The sequence below is a fragment of the Rhodothermales bacterium genome (assembly GCA_040221055.1).
Lineage (GTDB): Bacteria > Bacteroidota > Rhodothermia > Rhodothermales > UBA10348 > 1-14-0-65-60-17.
This window is the reverse complement of record JAVJVN010000012.1, coordinates 55,940-73,479: the sequence shown is the minus strand read 5'-3', so window position 1 is coordinate 73,479 and position 17,540 is coordinate 55,940. Positions and strand designations below refer to the sequence as shown.

Sequence of the window (17,540 nt, the reverse complement as noted above, 5' to 3'; positions counted from 1 at the left end):
GATGGGGGCGGGCGCTCGCGCGCCCGCCCCCACATCCATCCTTATCCCGCATCATGCGATCCATCCGTCATACCCTCCTTCCCGGAATCCTGTTGATTCTGCTGGCTGCAGGCTGCGACAGCGGCTTCTCCGGCGAACCCCTCGGGAACCAGCCTCCGGAAACCTCGCTCAGTGTCCGCGACGAATCGCTGTTGGACAATCTGGACGAGGATAACCGGCTGTTGAGCACCATCCGACTGTCCTGGACGGGCGACGACCCCGATGGTATCGTGGCCGGATTTGACATCCGGCTTTATCCTGAAACCGAACCCCCGTCGGGTGACGATGGTTGGATTTTCACCACCTCCAACGACTCCCTGCTGCTGCTGCCCCTGCCATCGGGCGAATCCATTGCCAACGTGGTGGTCGAAGTCCGCGCCGTGGACGACGCGGACCTCCGGGACCCGACCCCGGCGCGCAGCATCTTTCCCATCCGGAATTCTCCGCCGTCCATTCGGTTCAGCCAATTCGAACTGCCTCCGGAAGAAACGTTTCCGGTCGTATCGTTCGCCTTCCGGGCCAACGATCCTGACGGTATCCAGAATCTGAAATCCGTCGGCATCAGCCTGAACGACAGTACATCGTTCGTCAGTATTCCCCCCGAGATCGACTACGTCACCCTGTTCGGAGACCAGGACGCCATCCGTTCCGGAGCCTCCGAAGTGAACGCGGCGGTCTTCTTCGGGCGCGGCGTCCAACCCTCCGGCCTGTCCGTACCCGGCCTGTTGATGGACGGCGAAAACACCTTCTATATCCGGACCACCGACCAGGCCGATACCACGAGCACGATCGAGCGCCATACGTGGCGCGTGCGTCGCAATACCTCGGACGTCCTGTACGTGAACGATTTCCGATTGGCCAGTAATGAGCTGGTCCGGGACTACCATATCGACATCCTGGAAGCGTACATGCCCGGTGGATATGGTGTGGATGTCTGGGACATCAGTGAACCGTTCACCACCGGTTCGTCTGGAACCGTTCCGCGCGCCTTTGCCCTGCCCCCCGTTGCGGAGCCAGCCCTGCGCATGACGCTGTCGTTGTTCAAGTACATCTACTGGGTGTCCACCAGCACGACGGGAAACATCGGCACGGACAATCTGCCGTTCGTGGCCCCCGTCCTGAGTGATTTCTTCGATGCCGGCGGCAAGATGCTCGTGCACAGCCCCATATCTGTTCCGGCAGGCGATACGGAATTCACGGACAACGCAGCCATCCTGCTGCTCCCGTTGAATGAACCGCTGGTCGTTCCCGATTCGGTCCGACGACTGGAGTTGGCCAATGGCGCAGCCGTGTCGCCCACGTCGGTCGGCCAAATCCTGGGACTGCCTCCGCTGGAGTCCACCCGGTTCTTCATCAATATCCGCCCTTACATCACGACGGGCGCCAATATCGACGCGTTGTACCAGGGCGCGTTCACGTACCGTTCGTCCACGGGCGCGTCGGGAACCTGGACGAACCCGACGTCCGTGGCGTCCATCAGTTCGGACCGGCGCATTGCCCTGTTCTCCCTGCCGTTGGTGAATGAATTGAACAACCAGGAGAACTTCGTGGCGCCGGGCTCGGCCGATCCGGCCGGTGTACTCGTCGTCCGGGCCCTGCTGGATGCCTTGCAATTCCCGAAGCGATGAAGAGATTGAAGCACATCCTCTCCCTGCTTTTGCTGGCGGGCATGGTGCCTGCCGTATGGGCACAGGGTACCCTGGCAGGACGCATCATCGATGCTGATTTCGGGGACCCCTTGATCGGCGTCAACGTCATCATCGTCGGAACGTCGAGCGGCGCGGCCACGGATACCGACGGTCGGTATTCCGTGCCCGGCGTGCGGGCCGGAGAGTATACGGTCCGGGTGTCCTACATCGGATTCGAAACCAAGCTCTTCACCGGTATTGTCATCCGGGATGGAGAAACCACGACGCTGGATGTGGAACTCGGCGAAGCCGTCCTGTCCACCGAGGACGAGGTCGTCATCGTGGGCGACCGCCCCCTCGTTGATGTGGAGGAGTCGGCTTCCACCTCACGGATTACGCGCGAGGAAATGAATGCGGCTCCCCTCCGGGACGTCCAGGCTGCCGTGGCCTCCCAGGTGGGCGTGACCCGCGACCCGACGGGCTTGTACATTCGCGGCGGGCGTGCCAATGAAACGGGATTCATCGTGGACGGCGTTTCCGCGAAGGACCCGCTGGCCGGAACCGGATTCGGACTGGATCTCGGATCGAATGCCTTCGAGGAGGTTGAGGTCACGACCGGTGGCGTGGGTGCCGAATACGGAGACGTCACCTCGGGGGTCGTCAGCGTCCAGACGCAGGATGGTACCGACGAATTCCGGGGCTTCTTCACCCACAAGCGGGACCATCTCGGGTTCAACAAGGACGCCGAATCCAATTTCAAGGAAGAGATCTACGAATTCAACCTGAGCGGGCCCATAAAGAAGGGCACGCTCCGGTTCTTCCTGTCCGGCCAGGTCCAGTTGTCGGACGGCTTCACCCGTCTGATTTCCAATCCGGAGCAGGTCCGCAGTTCGCTGGTCGACACGGATTTCTTCATGCCCCGGACGGGCAACCGGTGGAATGGCATCTCGAAGTTGACCTGGCTCGTCAATCCTGGCATGCGCGTCCAGGCCTCCCTGCAGCGCAGCCTGACGGTGAACCAGAATACGCGGATGCTGCAGGTGACGGGGAATGAATCGGTCGTCTCGCCCGGCTTCCAGTATGCGTTCTCGTTGCAACCGGACAACGGCAATACCTACGCCCATGACAACGTCATTTCGTACGTCAAATGGTCGCACGTGCTGAACGAGAGCTCGTTCTATGACATCCAGGTGTCGCGTCTGTTCACCCGGCTCCGGGCCGATGCGAACGGTCGTGAGTGGCGACCTTCGGTCGTGGATTCCCAGTTGGACCCGGCATCGGTCATCACCTATCCGGTCGACCTGTTCCTGGACAACAACGGCCAGCCGGTGGATCCCAATGTCCTGTTCGTGCTGCCGGGACCGGGGCTGTTCAACAACGGCGGCATTGCCACGCGCTTCCATGACCACTTCGCCGAGGAGTGGACGACCCGGATAACCTACACCCGGTTCTCCGAATCGAAGAATCACCAGACGAACCTCGGTTTCGAACTGAAGCTGAACGATTACCAGTGGATTGACATCATCCGTCCCTGGTACGGTGCCCCCATCGGATCGGGCGAAGACGCGCAGAGCACCAATGAACTCGGTACGTCGTCGGACATCTGGCGCGTCAAGCCAAGGCGCGGTGGCCTGTGGGTGACCCATCAGGTGCGGTTCCGCGGTTTGATTGCCAACGTCGGCACCCGTCTCGAGTACTGGTCACCGGGCGATTATGTGGACCGCCTGGTGGATGATCCCCAGGCGCCCATCCTGGAGTCGGTCCGACAGGATTACAAGGACGCCACCGTGAACGTGTTCGGTCTCCGGACCAAGTTCCGGATGCTGCCTAAGCTCCGTGTGTCGTTCCCGATCCAGGAAAACCGGGTATTGTTCTTCAACTACGGCCATTCCACCATCCTGCCCCACCCCACGTTCGTCTACACTGGACTCGATCCGTTCTTCCAGGACCGGTCCTTCTTCGCCGACCTGGGCAACCCGAACCTGGACCCGGAAGTCGACATCAGTTATGAACTCGGACTGCGGACCCAGTTTTCCAGCAACGATGTCCTGACGCTCACGGGATTCTGGAGGGACAAATACGACTTCATCACCGTCCAGAACCTCGAAATCCCGGGGCCGACCGGTCAACCCGTGAGTCGGGCATTCCGGATCAATGCCGACTTCGCCCGCGTCCGGGGACTCGAAGCAAGCTACCAGAAGCGCATTGGCACCTGGTTCCTGGGACAACTGTCCGCATCCTGGTCCCGTGCAACCGGCCTGAGTTCCACCAACAACGAGGCGCTCAGCCAATTCCTGCAGAACGGCAACATCGACAATACCTTCGAAACGCCGCTGGCCTGGGATCGCCCGTTGGACGTGAAGGCCTCTGTGACGCTTACGCGCGGCGCCGATGAGCGACTGTTCGGTATTCCGGGGACGCGAAACCTCCGCACGTATGTGTCCACGACCTATCGGAGCGGCCAGCGCTACACCCCGGTCGAGTTCAAGGGCAACGACGTAAATCCGTTCACGGGTGAGCGTGACTGGCGCCCCATCTATGAAACCGTCCAGGATCCTGCCAAGCGCTACTCCGAAATCGGAGCAGCCTGGTGGTGGTTCGACCTGAACGTGCAGAAAACGGTGCCCATGGCCGGTACCAATGTGGTCTTCTCCCTTGCTGTCACGAACCTGTTCAACCAGCAGAACAGCATCATCGTGAATCCGGTGACCGGAAAAGCCTATCCGGACATCGACCCCAACGCCGTCAACATGGCATCGCTTCGGGGCAATCCCGAATACGACGTCTCCTCCGGCACCCGTGACCTCCGGTATGATGACCCGGATTCGGCCGGACTTCCGCCCTTGAATCCGGCCCGATTCCTGCCTCAGCGCCATATCATGCTCGGGGTGGCTTTCCGATTCTGATGATGAAGCGATTCCTGCCTGTACTTGTCGTGTTTTTCGGCCTTGCCTTCCTGGCCAGTGGACCGCTCCACGCCCAACTCCTGCCTTCCCTCGGAGGTGAACGGGCCGGCACGTCCGGTTTCCAGTTCCTGAAGATTCCCGTCGATGCCCGCTCCGCCGCGCTGGGTCAGACGGTTGTCGCCAGTGCGTCTGACGTCGGGGCGCTCTACTGGAATCCGGCCTTGATTGCCCGCTCGCCGGGAATCCAGGCAGGCTTCTACCATACGGCCTACTTCGTGGACGTATCCCTTGATTTCGCTGGACTTGTGTATCCGATTTCCGGAACGAACATGGTGGTGGGTGCCAGTATCCAGACCATGGACTCGGGAGAGATGGATGTCACCACGGAATTCCAGCCTTTCGGGACCGGTCAGACGTTCCGCCTGCGGGACATGGCCGTGGGTCTTTCCTTCTCCCAACAGTTGACGGACCTCTTCTCGTACGGGGTCACGTCGAAATACGTACGGGAAAGTGTAGCGGGACTGGTGGCCTCGACCGTGGTGTTCGATGTCGGATTCTTCTACGCGGTAGGCACGTCCGGCCTTGACCTGGCCGTCAGCGTCCGCAACTTCGGACTGGACGGCACGCCTGAGGGAGAACTGGAACGGCGGGTCATTGCACCGAACCCCCAGGTGATCGAGACGGAGTTCGAAGCGCTCACTCCGCCCACGACCTTCCATCTGGCGGTCGTCTACCGTGTGTTGGATGATCATGCCTCGCAGTCGCTGGATATCTCGGCACAGTTGAACAACCCCAATGACAATGCCGAGAACTGGAATGTCGGTCTGGAGTACGGCTGGAACCGGATGTTGTATTTGCGTACCGGCTACCGCTTCGGAATCGAGGAGTACACGACCCCCAGTTTCGGAGTGGGTCTCCGGGTCCCCGTTGGTGGCCCTGATCTCCGTTTCGACTATGGATTCAACCGGCTGGAACGGTTGGGCAACGTAAACCGGATTGGACTGAACCTGACGCTGTGATTGTGACCCGTTTCCCTGCCATAGCCCTGCTCATCCTGACCCCGGTCCTGTTGGTCGGATGCGATGCCGTTTTCGGTTCGAAGTCCGATGCGACGACGGACGAGATTTTCGATGCGGCGCGTCAGGAGCCGACGGCGCTCAAGGAAGTCGACTACATCCCCCTGTTTCCCTTCTTTTCGCAGGGTGGGAACGGGGCGCTTGTCGAACCCACGGACGTCTATGTGGGCTACGATGAACTGCTGTACGTGACCGACGCCACGGGGCTGCACATCCTGGACCTTTCCGGCCGTCCTGCCGCCCATATTCCGATTGCCGGAGGTGCGACATCGGTCGTCCAGGACCGGCGTATGCACGTCTACGTGACGGCTCGCCGGGATACCACGCTGGGTGGACGTACCTGGAATTTACCCGTTGTCATGCGGTTTGACGGCATTCCGGAAGGCACGCCGCGGATTGCCGACATGATCTGGCACCCCTTCGATGACGATTCGCGGCGATTCAATCGGCCGGATCCGGAGGAAACGGATGAGCAGGTCGCCTTCACGGGCGTCGGGGTCTTGCCCGACAATAACATTTACGTCAGTCGTCAGGGACCGGTGAATGACCGGAACAGCATCCTCTTCCCGCACAACATCATCCTGGAGTATCGTCCGGACGGGAATCCGTTGCAGGCCCTGGTTGCGCTGAGTCCCGTCGTCCCGAGCCTTCGGAGCGCCGTATGGCCGACCGATGTCGCCACCTTCGTGCACCCGCCGCAACGCGAATCGTTCGGGACGGACCGGCGGTTCCTGGTGGGACAATCCTCCGGTCCTTCCGGGGGCGCCCCTTTGCGATTCGGCGCACTCTCCATCCGCGTGGTGGAAACCGTGAACGGAACCGAGTTCGTCCCCGATGCCGCCATGCTCCAGGCGACCGTCGATCCAGAGCCCGATGAATCGTTTTTCTACGACGAGTTCAAGTTTGAGCGGGTCAGCGATATGACCACGGCCGCCGACGGCACGAATTACATTTTCGTCCTGGACGGCGGCGCCAACCGGCTCCACGTGTTCACGGCCACGGGTATAGAAGGCGTCGCTCCACCTCCCGGCGCCACGTCCTCCCGACCCGTAAACGTCTCGTTCGGCAGCTTCGGCGACGGCGCGCGACAGTTCAGCAACCCACAGGGTGTGGCGTACTTCGAGAAGGTCGTCTTCGTCGCCGATACCGGCAACAACCGGATTGCCCGGTACAGCCTGAACACTGACATCCAGGACTGACGCCGCTCCGTGCAATTCCATTTCCGGCTTCGTACGCCCCTCCTCAATGCGGTCTCAACACCGGCCCTGGCGCTTGCCCTGACCATGGCATTCTCCGTGTCGTCGTCCGTGGCCGTCGCCCGGCAAGTCCAGTCCGTGGGCAGCAATGCGACATTCGACGTGGCTACCTGGAACATCGAGTGGTTCGGCAGCACATCCAATGGTCCGTCCGATGAATCGCGCCAGATGGACAACGTCGTCGACGTCATGGAGAACTCCGACATCGATCTTTGGGCCCTGCAGGAAATTTCCGATGCGGGCACGTTCGACGATTTGCTGGCCAGGCTCGGCGATGACTGGGCCGGAACGCTGGCCACCAACAGTGGTCAGCAACGGATAGGGTTCGTGTACCGGACGGCCGTCGTGCAACCGCGTCGCGTGGAGCATATCCTGGAGTCGTTCGCCTACGAATATGCCTTTCGTCCCCCGCTGAGCATGGAGGCGACCGTCACGCTGCCGGACACGTCGTTCGTGGCGACCCTGGTTACCGTCCACATGAAGTGTTGCTCCGACTCGGAAAGCCACACCCGGCGAACCAGCGCTTCCTCCCGACTGAAATCCCGCCTGGACTTCCTGGAAGCCGACGACAACGTGATCATCCTGGGCGACCTGAACGACACCATCCGCGACTCCATCACGCCGGGAAAACCGTCCCCGTACACCAACTTCCTGGAGGACCCGGACCGTTGGCAGATCCTGTCGCTTCCGCTTGAGGATGCGGGCACGTGTACCTTCTGCGGAGGAAGCCAGACGTCGACCATTGACCATATCCTGGTCTCCAATGAGCTCTTCTCTGCCGCATCGGCTGGCACCACGGATCGCCACAGCTCGGTCATCCAGGGCGTTTCAGGCTTCCTTTCAACCACGTCGGACCACGTCCCGGTCTATTCGCGGCTGCTCCCGACGGCGAGCGGCACCAACGTGACGCATCTTCCGGATCCGGATGAATCGCGTACAGGCACGCTGGACGTTTGGCCGAATCCGGCCGGAACGACGTTGAATCTCCGGTTTTCGGACCTGAACAATGCACGCCTGCGGGCTGCGCTCCAGACGACAGGAGCTTCCGGCAGCATCCATGTGCGCATGGTGGATGCGCTCGGCAGGACGGTGCGGTCCCTGGACATGGGCACGGGCACCGGTCAGACCACCCTGTCGTTGTCGGGGCTGCCCGCGGGGCTGTACCTATTGGACGCCGGAATGGCCGGGCGCACGACCGTCCTGGTGCGCTGAGCCAGAGCCTTCCCCGGCAGACGGCCCGAGAGATCGGTTCTCAGTTGTCCGTCGTGCGCTGATCGTATTCGAACCACACCAGCAGTCCTTCCAGGTTCTTTCCGAACGGGTAGCCCGCCCTCCGATAGTCTTCCATGGCGGTCCGCATGAATCCACCGACAATGCGTCGCATGGTGGGGGTCTGTGCGCGGCGGCGGGTCGGTCTCCGATCGAAATTGAGGTCTTTCATGCGTCAGGATGGGCGTCGGTGTGAAGATGGATCGTGTCTGCACACGGTATCGACACACCGACGCCTTTCTGAAGCGGAACGCCCGTCAGTCGGCCAGACCGTAGGCCGCCTTCACGGCTTCCCAATCGGTGAGGTCAATGTGGCGTTTGCCGAAGGCGAATCCATCGATGACCACCAACTTCAGGTCACGATCGGGCAGCGCGCCCAGATCCACGGCCTCCGTGGATGCCTCGTAGAACACCTCCAGGAAACCGACTTCATATCCGAATCCAAGGGAAATGGTGTAATCCACGGCAGGCAGGTCGGGCGACTCGACGCCGAACGTGTAGGGCATGGCGGTCCAGGTCCCCTGGTCGCGGAAGAACATGAGGATGGCTCCCTCGTCGACGACCGACGCCGTCAGGTCCGGGACATCGTACTGGACGGATGCCACGCTCCCATTGAAGGATGCGTTGTCCAGGTCAAAGGGGATGTTCAGTGTAAACACATTCGCGTTTCCGGGCGGTCCCTGGGGACCCACGCTCTCTTCGATGACACAGCCTCCAAGGGTGGACAGGAGGAAGAGGGCTCCGAACAGTCTGACGGTTTTCATGGTTCTTTCGGGATGGTGATGCAGATGCACCGGGTCCATCAAAAGATGCGCCACATGGCGATTCCAGTGCGTTCTGCCCGATCCGTGCTGGCTCCGGGCATACATATGTCCACATTCATGGACACAGCTCCGCCGAAACATGCCCCCGGCTGTACGGTTGGCGAGGGCAGTCCCCGCCCCAACGTTATCCACCCCACAGTTCAGCATCATGGTCCACGCCGTCATCATGGCCGGAGGCATTGGCAGCCGGTTCTGGCCGAGAAGCCGTCGGGCTACGCCCAAGCAATTCCTGAATGTGTTCGGAGACGACACCATGATCCAGGCCACCGTTCAACGGCTTTCGGGTGTGGTGGAACCGGCACAATGTCACGTGGTGACCAACAGTGACTATGCCGCCCTCACGGCCGATCAGCTTCCGGCATTACCGCCAGGCAACATCCTGGCGGAACCCATCGCCCGGAATACCGCGCCGTGCATTGCATGGGCGGCGCTGAAGCTGGCCCACCAGGACCCGGACGCGATCATGGTCGTGTTGCCCTCCGATCATCGGATAGGCAATGTCCGTGCGTTCCAGGAGGTACTCAGGACGGGCATCGCCAAAGCGGAGGAAGAAGGAGCCCTCGTCACGATCGGGATTGAACCCACTTATCCCGCGACCGGTTACGGTTATATCCAGTACGACACCGATGCCACGGCCGTGGACGACGAACTGGTCGCCGTGCCCGTGCGTGCATTCGCCGAGAAACCGAATTTGCCGACAGCCGAGCGATTCATTGACTCGGGCGATTTTCTTTGGAACAGTGGCATGTTCATCTGGCGCGCGTCTTCCATCCTGCACGCCCTGGAGACCTGGCTGCCCGACGTCTGGGAAGCGTTCGGTCCACTTCGAGCGGCTCTCGGCACGGAAGGCGAGAATGAAGCGCTCAAGGAATCCTACAGCCGCTGTCCGTCGATTTCCATTGACTACGGTGTCATGGAGCGGGCCCGTTCGGTGTTCGTCGTTCCCGGTAACTTCGACTGGAACGACGTGGGTGACTGGAAAGCGGTCTATGATCTGGCCGAAAAGGGACCACACGGCAATTCCATTTCAGGCAACGTGATCGTGCATGATTCCAGTCGATGCCTGGTGCAGGCGTCTGACAAGCTGGTGGCCCTTGTGGGCGTTCATGACCTGATTGTCGTCGATACGGACGATGCAACCCTGGTCTGCCATCGGGAATCGGCGCAGGGTGTGAAGCACATCGTGGACTACCTCTACGCACACCAGATCGACGACTACATCTGAAGTTCATGTAACCGTAACCTTTTCGTGACGTAGCAGTCGCATTCTGACCAACCGGTCACCATTCGACGCTACCATGGAAATCCTGTCATCTCCCGACACAGTATCGCTGCCCCGGAAAGAACGGGAGCGCCTTGCCCGACGCATGGCCATCCTTCAGGCTGCGGAAGAGGTCATCGCAGAAAAAGGCTATGCGAAGGCCACGTTGGATGAGATTGCCCTTCGCGCGGAGTTCGGCAAGGGTACGCTCTACAACTACTTTCCCGACGGAAAGACGGAAATCCTGTTCGCGATTTTCGAGCAGCTTTTCGACCGGATGGTTGCGGTGGTGGACCAATCGTTCACGGGCTCAGCTTCGTTCCGGCGTGAGTTGGAGACCTTCCTGGACAACGTGTTCGCGTTTTTCTCCATGCGCTCCGACCTCTTCGTCATCCTCATGCGTGAAGTCCAGCGGGCAGCGCTCATGGAGGACAAGGAAACCCAGGAATTTTTTCACGCACATGGAAGCCGCACCGTGGTGGCCCTGGCCGCGCACGTCCAGGCAGCCATGGAACGGGGTGAGGTGGATGCTGCACAGCTGTCCGCCGGCCCACACGTCCTGGCTCACCACATCATCCATACGGCCAAAGGTTTTTACATGAGCCAGAAATGTGCCTTCATGACCGACGGCGCTCCGGTCGACCTTCAGGTCCTGGCCCGTCAGGTGACTGCACTTTTGACGGACGGATTTTCCAGCCCATCGCATTCATGACACAACCATCCATCACCCTTCCGGACATGTCACGACGTGCCTTGGCTGTCGGGCTGGTCCTGCTCTTTTCGTTCAGTGCCCTCCCCCTTCGCGCCCAGGATGCAACGCCGTTGCAGACATCCGAGGGCGCCCGGGAATTCACCCTCACCGTGGACGAGGCCATCCAGATTGCCCTGGTCGGGAACCTGGCGCTGGAGCGGGCGCGGCTTGACCTGGAAACAGCCGACGCACAGGTGCGGGAAGGCTGGGCTGAGTTGTTTCCCAGCCTGGATGTCTCGTCTTCCTATACCCGCAATTTCCGGACGGCCAACCCGTTCGCCGGATCGCAGGCCGGCGGATTCTTCCAGACGCTCGGATTCATCGACTGGTTGGCCTTCAATGAGCAGGCCCGGACCGACAACAACCCCTCTACGGACCCGATTTCCGTGGAGCAGTACTTCCTGCGCGTCCAGGCCGGACGACAGGCGGCCGGCATAGAGACCAGCAACGCGTCCAATCCGTTCGGCGTCCCCAACCAGTATGCTGCTGGACTGTCCGTGACCCAGAAGTTGTTTGACGGCCGTGTACTGTTCGGGGCGGTAGGTGCATCGCGGTGGCTGGGCCCGTTCAATCAGGCGGGTCTGGACCGGGAACAGCAGCTCATGGTCCAGGACGTGCGCTCGGCCTTCTACGGCGCACTGCTGGCGGCTGAACAGGTGGCTGTCGGTCGGGAATCCGTGGCCCGTGCACGCAGGACACTGAGCGAGATCTCCCGTCAGGTGGATGAAGGTACCGCACCCAAGTTCCAGCGTCTCTCTGCCGAGGTCGAGTTGGCCAACCTGGAATCCGGCCTGCTCCAGAGTGAAGTGGCCCGGGATGCGGCGACCGACAATCTGAAGCTGCTGCTGGGCATCCCGGTCATGCATACGGTGGCGCTCCGGGGCTCGCTGGAGGCGGACGCCGCATCCCGGGCGACGCTCGCAGCCATCCCGGAGGCGGCCGCTGTTGCCCTGGATCGTCGCCCCGACCTGCGTCAGGCCCGCATAGGCGTCGAATTGGAGCGCATCCAACTGAAAGTGGCCAAGGCTGAATATCTGCCGGCCGTCGATGCCTTCTTCAATTACAATTACATCGGCAACGTCCCCAGCAATCGCACACGGATCATTACGTCGCCCGACGATCCGTTCTCCTTCTCCACGGAGGACCAGGGGTACTTTTCCGATGCGTACTGGGACGATGCCATGAGCGGCGGATTCCGGCTGACGTGGAACATCTTCAACGGGTTTGCTTCCCGGCAACGCGTGGAGCAGCGTCGGGTAGCCGTCCGACAGGCTGAACTGGACACCGAGTTCCTGGAGCAGTCCATCCAGGTGGAAGTGGAATCCGCCATCCGCAATGTGCGAAGCGCCTGGAAACGCATGCAGGCCCAACAGCAGAACGTTGAGCGCGCCGAACTGAACTTCACCTATGCCCAGGCCCGATTGGAAGAAGGTGTGGCCACCTTGCTTGAAGTCAGGGAAGCGAGCAACCAACTGGACCAGACCCGGCTGAACCGGCTGCAGGCGGTCCATGATTATCTGATAGCCGAGGGTGCGTACATGACCGCGCTTGGACAGTCGTCCCTCAGTGGTACCACCCCGAATGCCCCAACGAACCATGATTGATACTTCGAACCTGACCGGGCGCCTGCGTGTGCCCGCCCTGCTGCCACTCGTCCTCATCCTGGTCCTCGGACTCAGTGCCTGTGGGGGCGACCCGGCAGCCATGGACGATGCATCCGTGGCCGCAACGCCCTCCACAGACAACGGACGCCAAGTCCGCGTGGAAACCCGCGTCCTTGTGCCCTCCCGGTTCGAGGAACACATCCAACTGACCGGCACCGTGGAGTCCTCGGACGATGCCACGATTTCTGCCCAGACGTCCGGAACCATCGAGTTCGTCCGCGAGCTCGGTGCCCGTGTAGCTGCGGGTGATGTCCTCGTGCGACTCGACAGCCGCCTTGCGGACGCCGCGCTGGCTCAGGCGACTGCCAACGTGGAGGCGGCCGAGGCCGCAGCGCGCCTGGCCGAGGCTACATTCGATCGTCAGGAGCGGCTGTTCGCGGATTCCATCCTTTCGGCCCTCGAATTCGAAGACATCCGCGCGCGCCGGGATCAGGCGCGTGCGGCGCTGCGCCAGGCCGAGGCCGCGTTGGCGCAGGCGGAACGCCAGGTATCGTTCACGTCCGTCACGGCACCCTTTGCGGGACGCGTTGAAGCCCATATGGTCAATGAGGGGGAGACCGCCGCACCCGGTTTGCCCATGGTCCGCCTTGTAGCAACAGACCGCCTGCTGGTGTCCACCGGCGTTCCCGAACGGTATGCCAATGACATCGAAATCGGGACGCCGGTCCGGATGAGCCTCCGCGCGTACGGAGGCGAAGACCGCACGGCACGCGTGACCTTCGTTTCGAGGGTGATCGATCCGTCCACGCGTACCTTCCAGATAGAGATCGAAGTGGACAATGCACGGGGCACACTGAAACCGGCCATGATCGTCGATCTGTACGTCATGCGGTCTGTCCTCGAGGATCAGATGGTCATTCCACAGGCGTCCATCCTGCGCGACGAGACCGGCTACTCCGTCTACATCGTCGAGAACGGCCGGGCTGTTCTGCGTTCGGTGGAGCCGGGTCCATCGAATGAGGGATTGACCGTCATTCTGTCGGGTCTTGCACCGGGAGATGAGTTGATCACCACGGGCCAGACCACCGTAACCGCAGGGGATGCCGTCGCCATCGTTCCCTCCAACTCCTGACCGGAATGCGCCTTACCGACACCGCCATCACGTATCGCACGTCCATCCTCGTGCTGACCGCTGTGCTGACCATTGGCGGTCTGTTCAGCTACGTTTCCATTCCCAAGGAGTCGTCTCCTTCCATCGAAATCCCCCAGATCGTCGTCACGACCGTCTACCCGGGAGCGTCGCCGGATGACGTGGAATCCCTTATCACCCAGCACATCGAAAAGGAAGTGCAGAACGTGACGGGGATCAAGGATATCCGATCGACCTCCACCGAAGGGGTTTCCACGATCGTCATCGAATTCGAACCGGACGTATCGATTGACGATGCATACTCGAAGGTCCGGGACAAGGTGGACGTGGCGCGGAGCGAACTGCCGAGCGATGTTGAAGAGCCTGTCGTATCGGAAATCGACTTCTCGCAATTTCCGATCATGACGGTCAACCTGGCCGCTCCCTATTCCCTGACCCGGTTGAAGGAAGTCGCGGAACAGCTCGAAGACGACCTGGAGTCCATTCCGAGCGTGCTTGAAGTGGATGTCCTTGGCGCCCTTGAGCGCGAAGTCAAGATTGATGTGGACCTGAATCGTCTTCAGGGTTACAATCTGACGTTCAACGACCTGGTTACGGCCATTTCGAACGAGAACATCAATCTCCCGGGTGGCTCCATTGATGTTGACGACGTGAACTACCTGGTCCGGGTGGACGGCGTCTACCAGGATCCCGCCGGTATTTCAGACATCGTCATCAAGGCACCGGGTGGCCAGCCCATTTTCGTCCGGGACGTGGCCACGGTGGACTTCGGCTTCCAGAAGCGGACCTCCTATTCCCGTCTGTCCATCCGGCAGGTCCAGAACGAGGACGGATCCCTCACGCAGTATTCCGAAGAGCGGCAAGCCATGCAGCCGGTCATCAGTCTGAACGTCAAGAAGCGGTCCGGGGAGAACATCCTGGAAACGGTCGATGCCGTGCGCACAATCCTGGACGGATTCACGTTCCCGAGCGGGACCGAGGTGATTGTCACCGGTGACCAGTCCGAGGACGTCCGCGACCTGATCACCGACCTGGAGAACAACATCATCAGTGGTCTGATCTTCGTCGTCGTGGTACTCCTGTTCTTCCTGGGCGTCCGGAATGCTGTTCTGGTGGGCATTGCCATCCCCCTTTCCATGCTGCTTACGTTCTCCGTATTGCAGGTGCTGGGCTACACATTGAATTTCGTGATCCTGTTCTCGATGATCATTGCCCTGGGTATGCTGGTGGACAATGCCATCGTCATCGTAGAGAACATCTATCGCTTCCGCGAGGAGGGCCACTCCAAATTCGAGGCGGCGCGGCTGGGCACGAAGGAAGTGGCCGGTGCCGTGGTGGCGTCCACTGCGACCACCGTTGCCGTCTTCGTTCCCATGCTGTTCTGGCCGGGCATCATCGGGGAGTTCATGTCCTATATGCCGTTGACGCTTATTATCGCGCTGGTCTGCTCCCTGTTCGTGGCCCTCATCATCAATCCGGTCTTCACGGGCATCTTCATCCGACTGGATGGCGAAGCGGCACCTGAACGTCCCCCGCTGGCGAAGCGCCTGACACTCGGCATTGTCGTCTTCCTGGCCATTCTGTTGGCCGCCACCAATTGGAAGACGTTGCTCGTGCTTGGCGTCGGTGCGCCGCTGGTCTACGTCCTGCATGTACGGATCTTCAAGAAGATCGGGGACAACTTCGTCAAGACCCGGCTTCCGGCCTTGGTGGATATATACCGCAATTTCCTGACGTGGATGCTGGTACGCGACTATTCCGCACCCCGGGCCCTCCTGCGCAACTCGTTTTCGCTTGGAAGCTTCACCCTCGGATTCGTGCTGTTGCTCCTTGGCGGCATCGCGTCGGGCCCGCTCGGTACCACGGCGGCATCCGTTTTCCTGATGCCGGGAGGGTTGCTGTTGATCGCAGGCTTGTTGGGCGTGCTCGTACATACGGCCGAGAGCGTAATCCTGGGTCGGATGGGTAGTGTCCGGTTCGGTCTCGGCTTTGCAATCGTCTCTCTTTCCGTCCTTGGACTCATGAGTCTCTCGGAAAAGGAAGTGGCCCTGGCCACCATCGTGGAACTGGTCATGTTCCCGGTCCTCGTCGTGATCGGTGGCTTGTTGGGACACTTGTTCGTGCAGCGTGAGCGGTTCATCCTGACGGACAACCGGGCCCGACTGTTGAATGGTTCAATCGGCACACTGGTCATCATCGTCTTCATGTTCGTCCTGGCTCCCACCGGCGTGGAGTTCTTCCCGAACACGTCCCCGTCCCAGATCCAGGTAACCGTTGAAGGTCCGCTTGGAATGAACCTGGAGGCATCGAACCGGGTGGCCGAAGAGGCGCGAAACCGCGTCGAATCGCTTCTGGCCTCCCATAAGCCTTCGGGAGACAACGTCAAGAACATGCTGGTCAATGTGGGCGTGAGTTCGGACGCGGCATTCGGAGGTGGGGCCGCCAGTCCCGAGCGATCCCGGATTACCATGAATCTTGTGGACTACAAGGATCGCCCGGAGGACAGTTTCGATACGCTGGACCGTATCCGCAACGAACTGCAGGGCATTCCGGGCACGGAAATCACCATCGACAAGAATCAGGACGGCCCGCCCACCGGTGCACCCGTGAACATTGAAATCACGGGACCCGATTTCGAGGTCATTGGCCGGATAACCCGGGATGTCCGGCAGCGGCTTCAGGAGGCGAGTGAATCCGGATCCATTCCCGGCCTCGTGGATGTGAAGGACAACCTGAATGAGGGTCGGCCCGAAGTCCGTGTTGAAATCGACCGCGAACGGGCAGCCCGATTCTCGTTGAACACCCGGATGATCGCATCGCAGGTGCGCGCCGCCATCAACGGGGTCGAGGCCGGAAAATACCGGGACGGCGAGAACGATTATGATATCGTGGTCCGTCTCCGGGAAGAAGATCGCAGTGCCATCGAGAACCTGCAGTCCCTGACCGTTTTCGAGGAAGGGGTCCAGGTCCCGCTTGTTGCGGTGGCGGACATCCGGATGAGCGGTGGACTGGGAGCCATCACGCGCCTGGACCTCCAGCGGGTGGCCACGGTCACCGGTGAAGCCGCTCCGGGATTCAACGGTCAGGCCATCCTGCAGCAGGTGCAGACCCTGCTGGCGGAATACGAAGCCGAAATGCCACCGGAATATTCCATGGCGTACACCGGTGAGAACGAAGAGCAGCAGGAGAGCTTCGGATTCCTGTCTGTGGTCCTTCTGGTGGGCGTCTCCCTGGTCTTCATGATCATGGTTGCACAGTTCAACCAGGTGGCCGCTCCGTTCATCATCATGGTTGCCGTGGGCTTCAGCCTCATCGGCGTCATGCTCGGCCTCATCCTGACGCGTACGCCGTTCGGTCTCATGACGTTCATTGGCGTAATCTCACTGGCCGGCATCGTGGTGAACAACAACATTGTTCTGGTCGACTATGCCATGCAACTCCGGAAGCGCGGCATGGCAAAACAGCAGGCCATCGTCGAGGCCGGGGCCACCCGTCTTCGTCCGGTATTGTTGACCGCCATGACCACGGTTCTCGGTCTCATTCCCCTCACATTCGGCATCAACATCGACTTCGTCGGATTGTTGGTGAACCTCGATCCGGCCTTGCAGTTCGGATCGGAAAACACGCAGTTCTGGGGTCCCATGGGTACCGCCATCATCAGTGGGTTGACGTTCGCTACCTTCCTTACGTTGGTCATTGTTCCGGTCATGTATTCCGTATTCGACTCCGTTGCCGCTCGCCTGTCCACTGCACTGAAGCCTGTCGGCAGCGAGTGA

Annotated in this window: 12 protein-coding genes; 10 read left to right on the top strand and 2 right to left on the bottom strand. The window is 60.8% G+C overall.

All coding sequences use genetic code 11. From position 1 onward, the window contains the following. The first annotated feature begins 53 nt into the window (after positions 1 to 53). The 5 genes from RIE53_06070 to RIE53_06050 are packed head-to-tail and all read left to right on the top strand — an operon-like array spanning position 54 to position 8,117. On the top strand, positions 54 to 1,667 hold the full coding sequence (locus RIE53_06070; GenBank protein ID MEQ9104246.1) for a hypothetical protein: 1,614 nt from the start codon (positions 54 to 56) through the stop codon (positions 1,665 to 1,667). Next, on the top strand, positions 1,664 to 4,573 hold the full coding sequence (locus RIE53_06065) for a TonB-dependent receptor (GenBank protein MEQ9104245.1): 2,910 nt from the start codon (positions 1,664 to 1,666) through the stop codon (positions 4,571 to 4,573). The genes RIE53_06070 and RIE53_06065 overlap by 4 nt, the downstream gene beginning before the upstream one ends. Further along, positions 4,573 to 5,592 carry a PorV/PorQ family protein gene (locus RIE53_06060; protein ID MEQ9104244.1) on the top strand — a complete coding sequence of 340 codons (1,020 nt, stop codon included), beginning with the start codon at positions 4,573 to 4,575 and terminating at the stop codon, positions 5,590 to 5,592. Before RIE53_06065 ends, RIE53_06060 begins: the two co-directional genes overlap by 1 nt. Before the next feature lie 2 nt (positions 5,593 to 5,594). Further along, entirely contained in the window at positions 5,595 to 6,848 is a 1,254-nt protein-coding gene (locus RIE53_06055; protein ID MEQ9104243.1) for a hypothetical protein, read from the top strand. 9 nt (positions 6,849 to 6,857) lie between these two features. Beyond that, positions 6,858 to 8,117, top strand: coding sequence for an endonuclease/exonuclease/phosphatase family protein (locus RIE53_06050; GenBank protein MEQ9104242.1), 1,260 nt, complete (start codon positions 6,858 to 6,860; stop codon positions 8,115 to 8,117). A gap of 40 nt (positions 8,118 to 8,157) precedes the next feature. Here the strand turns inward: RIE53_06050 and RIE53_06045 are convergent, their stop codons facing one another. Both RIE53_06045 and RIE53_06040 read right to left on the bottom strand, forming a co-directional pair. Next, on the bottom strand, positions 8,158 to 8,346 hold the full coding sequence (locus RIE53_06045; GenBank protein MEQ9104241.1) for a hypothetical protein: 189 nt from the start codon (positions 8,344 to 8,346) through the stop codon (positions 8,158 to 8,160). An 85-nt stretch (positions 8,347 to 8,431) separates the two neighbouring features. Beyond that, positions 8,432 to 8,938: a hypothetical protein gene (locus RIE53_06040; GenBank protein ID MEQ9104240.1), complete on the bottom strand. Its 507-nt coding sequence runs from the start codon at positions 8,936 to 8,938 to the stop codon at positions 8,432 to 8,434. 208 nt (positions 8,939 to 9,146) lie between these two features. Here RIE53_06040 and RIE53_06035 point away from each other — a divergent pair, with 208 nt between their 5' ends. From RIE53_06035 to RIE53_06015, 5 genes are all read left to right on the top strand, one after another. Beyond that, positions 9,147 to 10,223 carry a mannose-1-phosphate guanylyltransferase gene (locus RIE53_06035; protein ID MEQ9104239.1) on the top strand — a complete coding sequence of 359 codons (1,077 nt, stop codon included), beginning with the start codon at positions 9,147 to 9,149 and terminating at the stop codon, positions 10,221 to 10,223. Between the two features lie 73 nt (positions 10,224 to 10,296). Continuing rightward, positions 10,297 to 10,971: a TetR/AcrR family transcriptional regulator gene (locus RIE53_06030; protein MEQ9104238.1), complete on the top strand. Its 675-nt coding sequence runs from the start codon at positions 10,297 to 10,299 to the stop codon at positions 10,969 to 10,971. Further along, positions 10,968 to 12,614: a TolC family protein gene (locus tag RIE53_06025; GenBank protein MEQ9104237.1), complete on the top strand. Its 1,647-nt coding sequence runs from the start codon at positions 10,968 to 10,970 to the stop codon at positions 12,612 to 12,614. The genes RIE53_06030 and RIE53_06025 overlap by 4 nt, the downstream gene beginning before the upstream one ends. Next, positions 12,607 to 13,746 (top strand): efflux RND transporter periplasmic adaptor subunit, encoded by a 1,140-nt coding sequence (locus RIE53_06020; protein MEQ9104236.1) that lies wholly within the window; start codon positions 12,607 to 12,609, stop codon positions 13,744 to 13,746. The genes RIE53_06025 and RIE53_06020 overlap by 8 nt, the downstream gene beginning before the upstream one ends. 5 nt (positions 13,747 to 13,751) lie before the next feature. Further along, complete coding sequence (locus RIE53_06015) at positions 13,752 to 17,540, top strand: efflux RND transporter permease subunit (protein MEQ9104235.1); 3,789 nt, start codon at positions 13,752 to 13,754, stop codon at positions 17,538 to 17,540.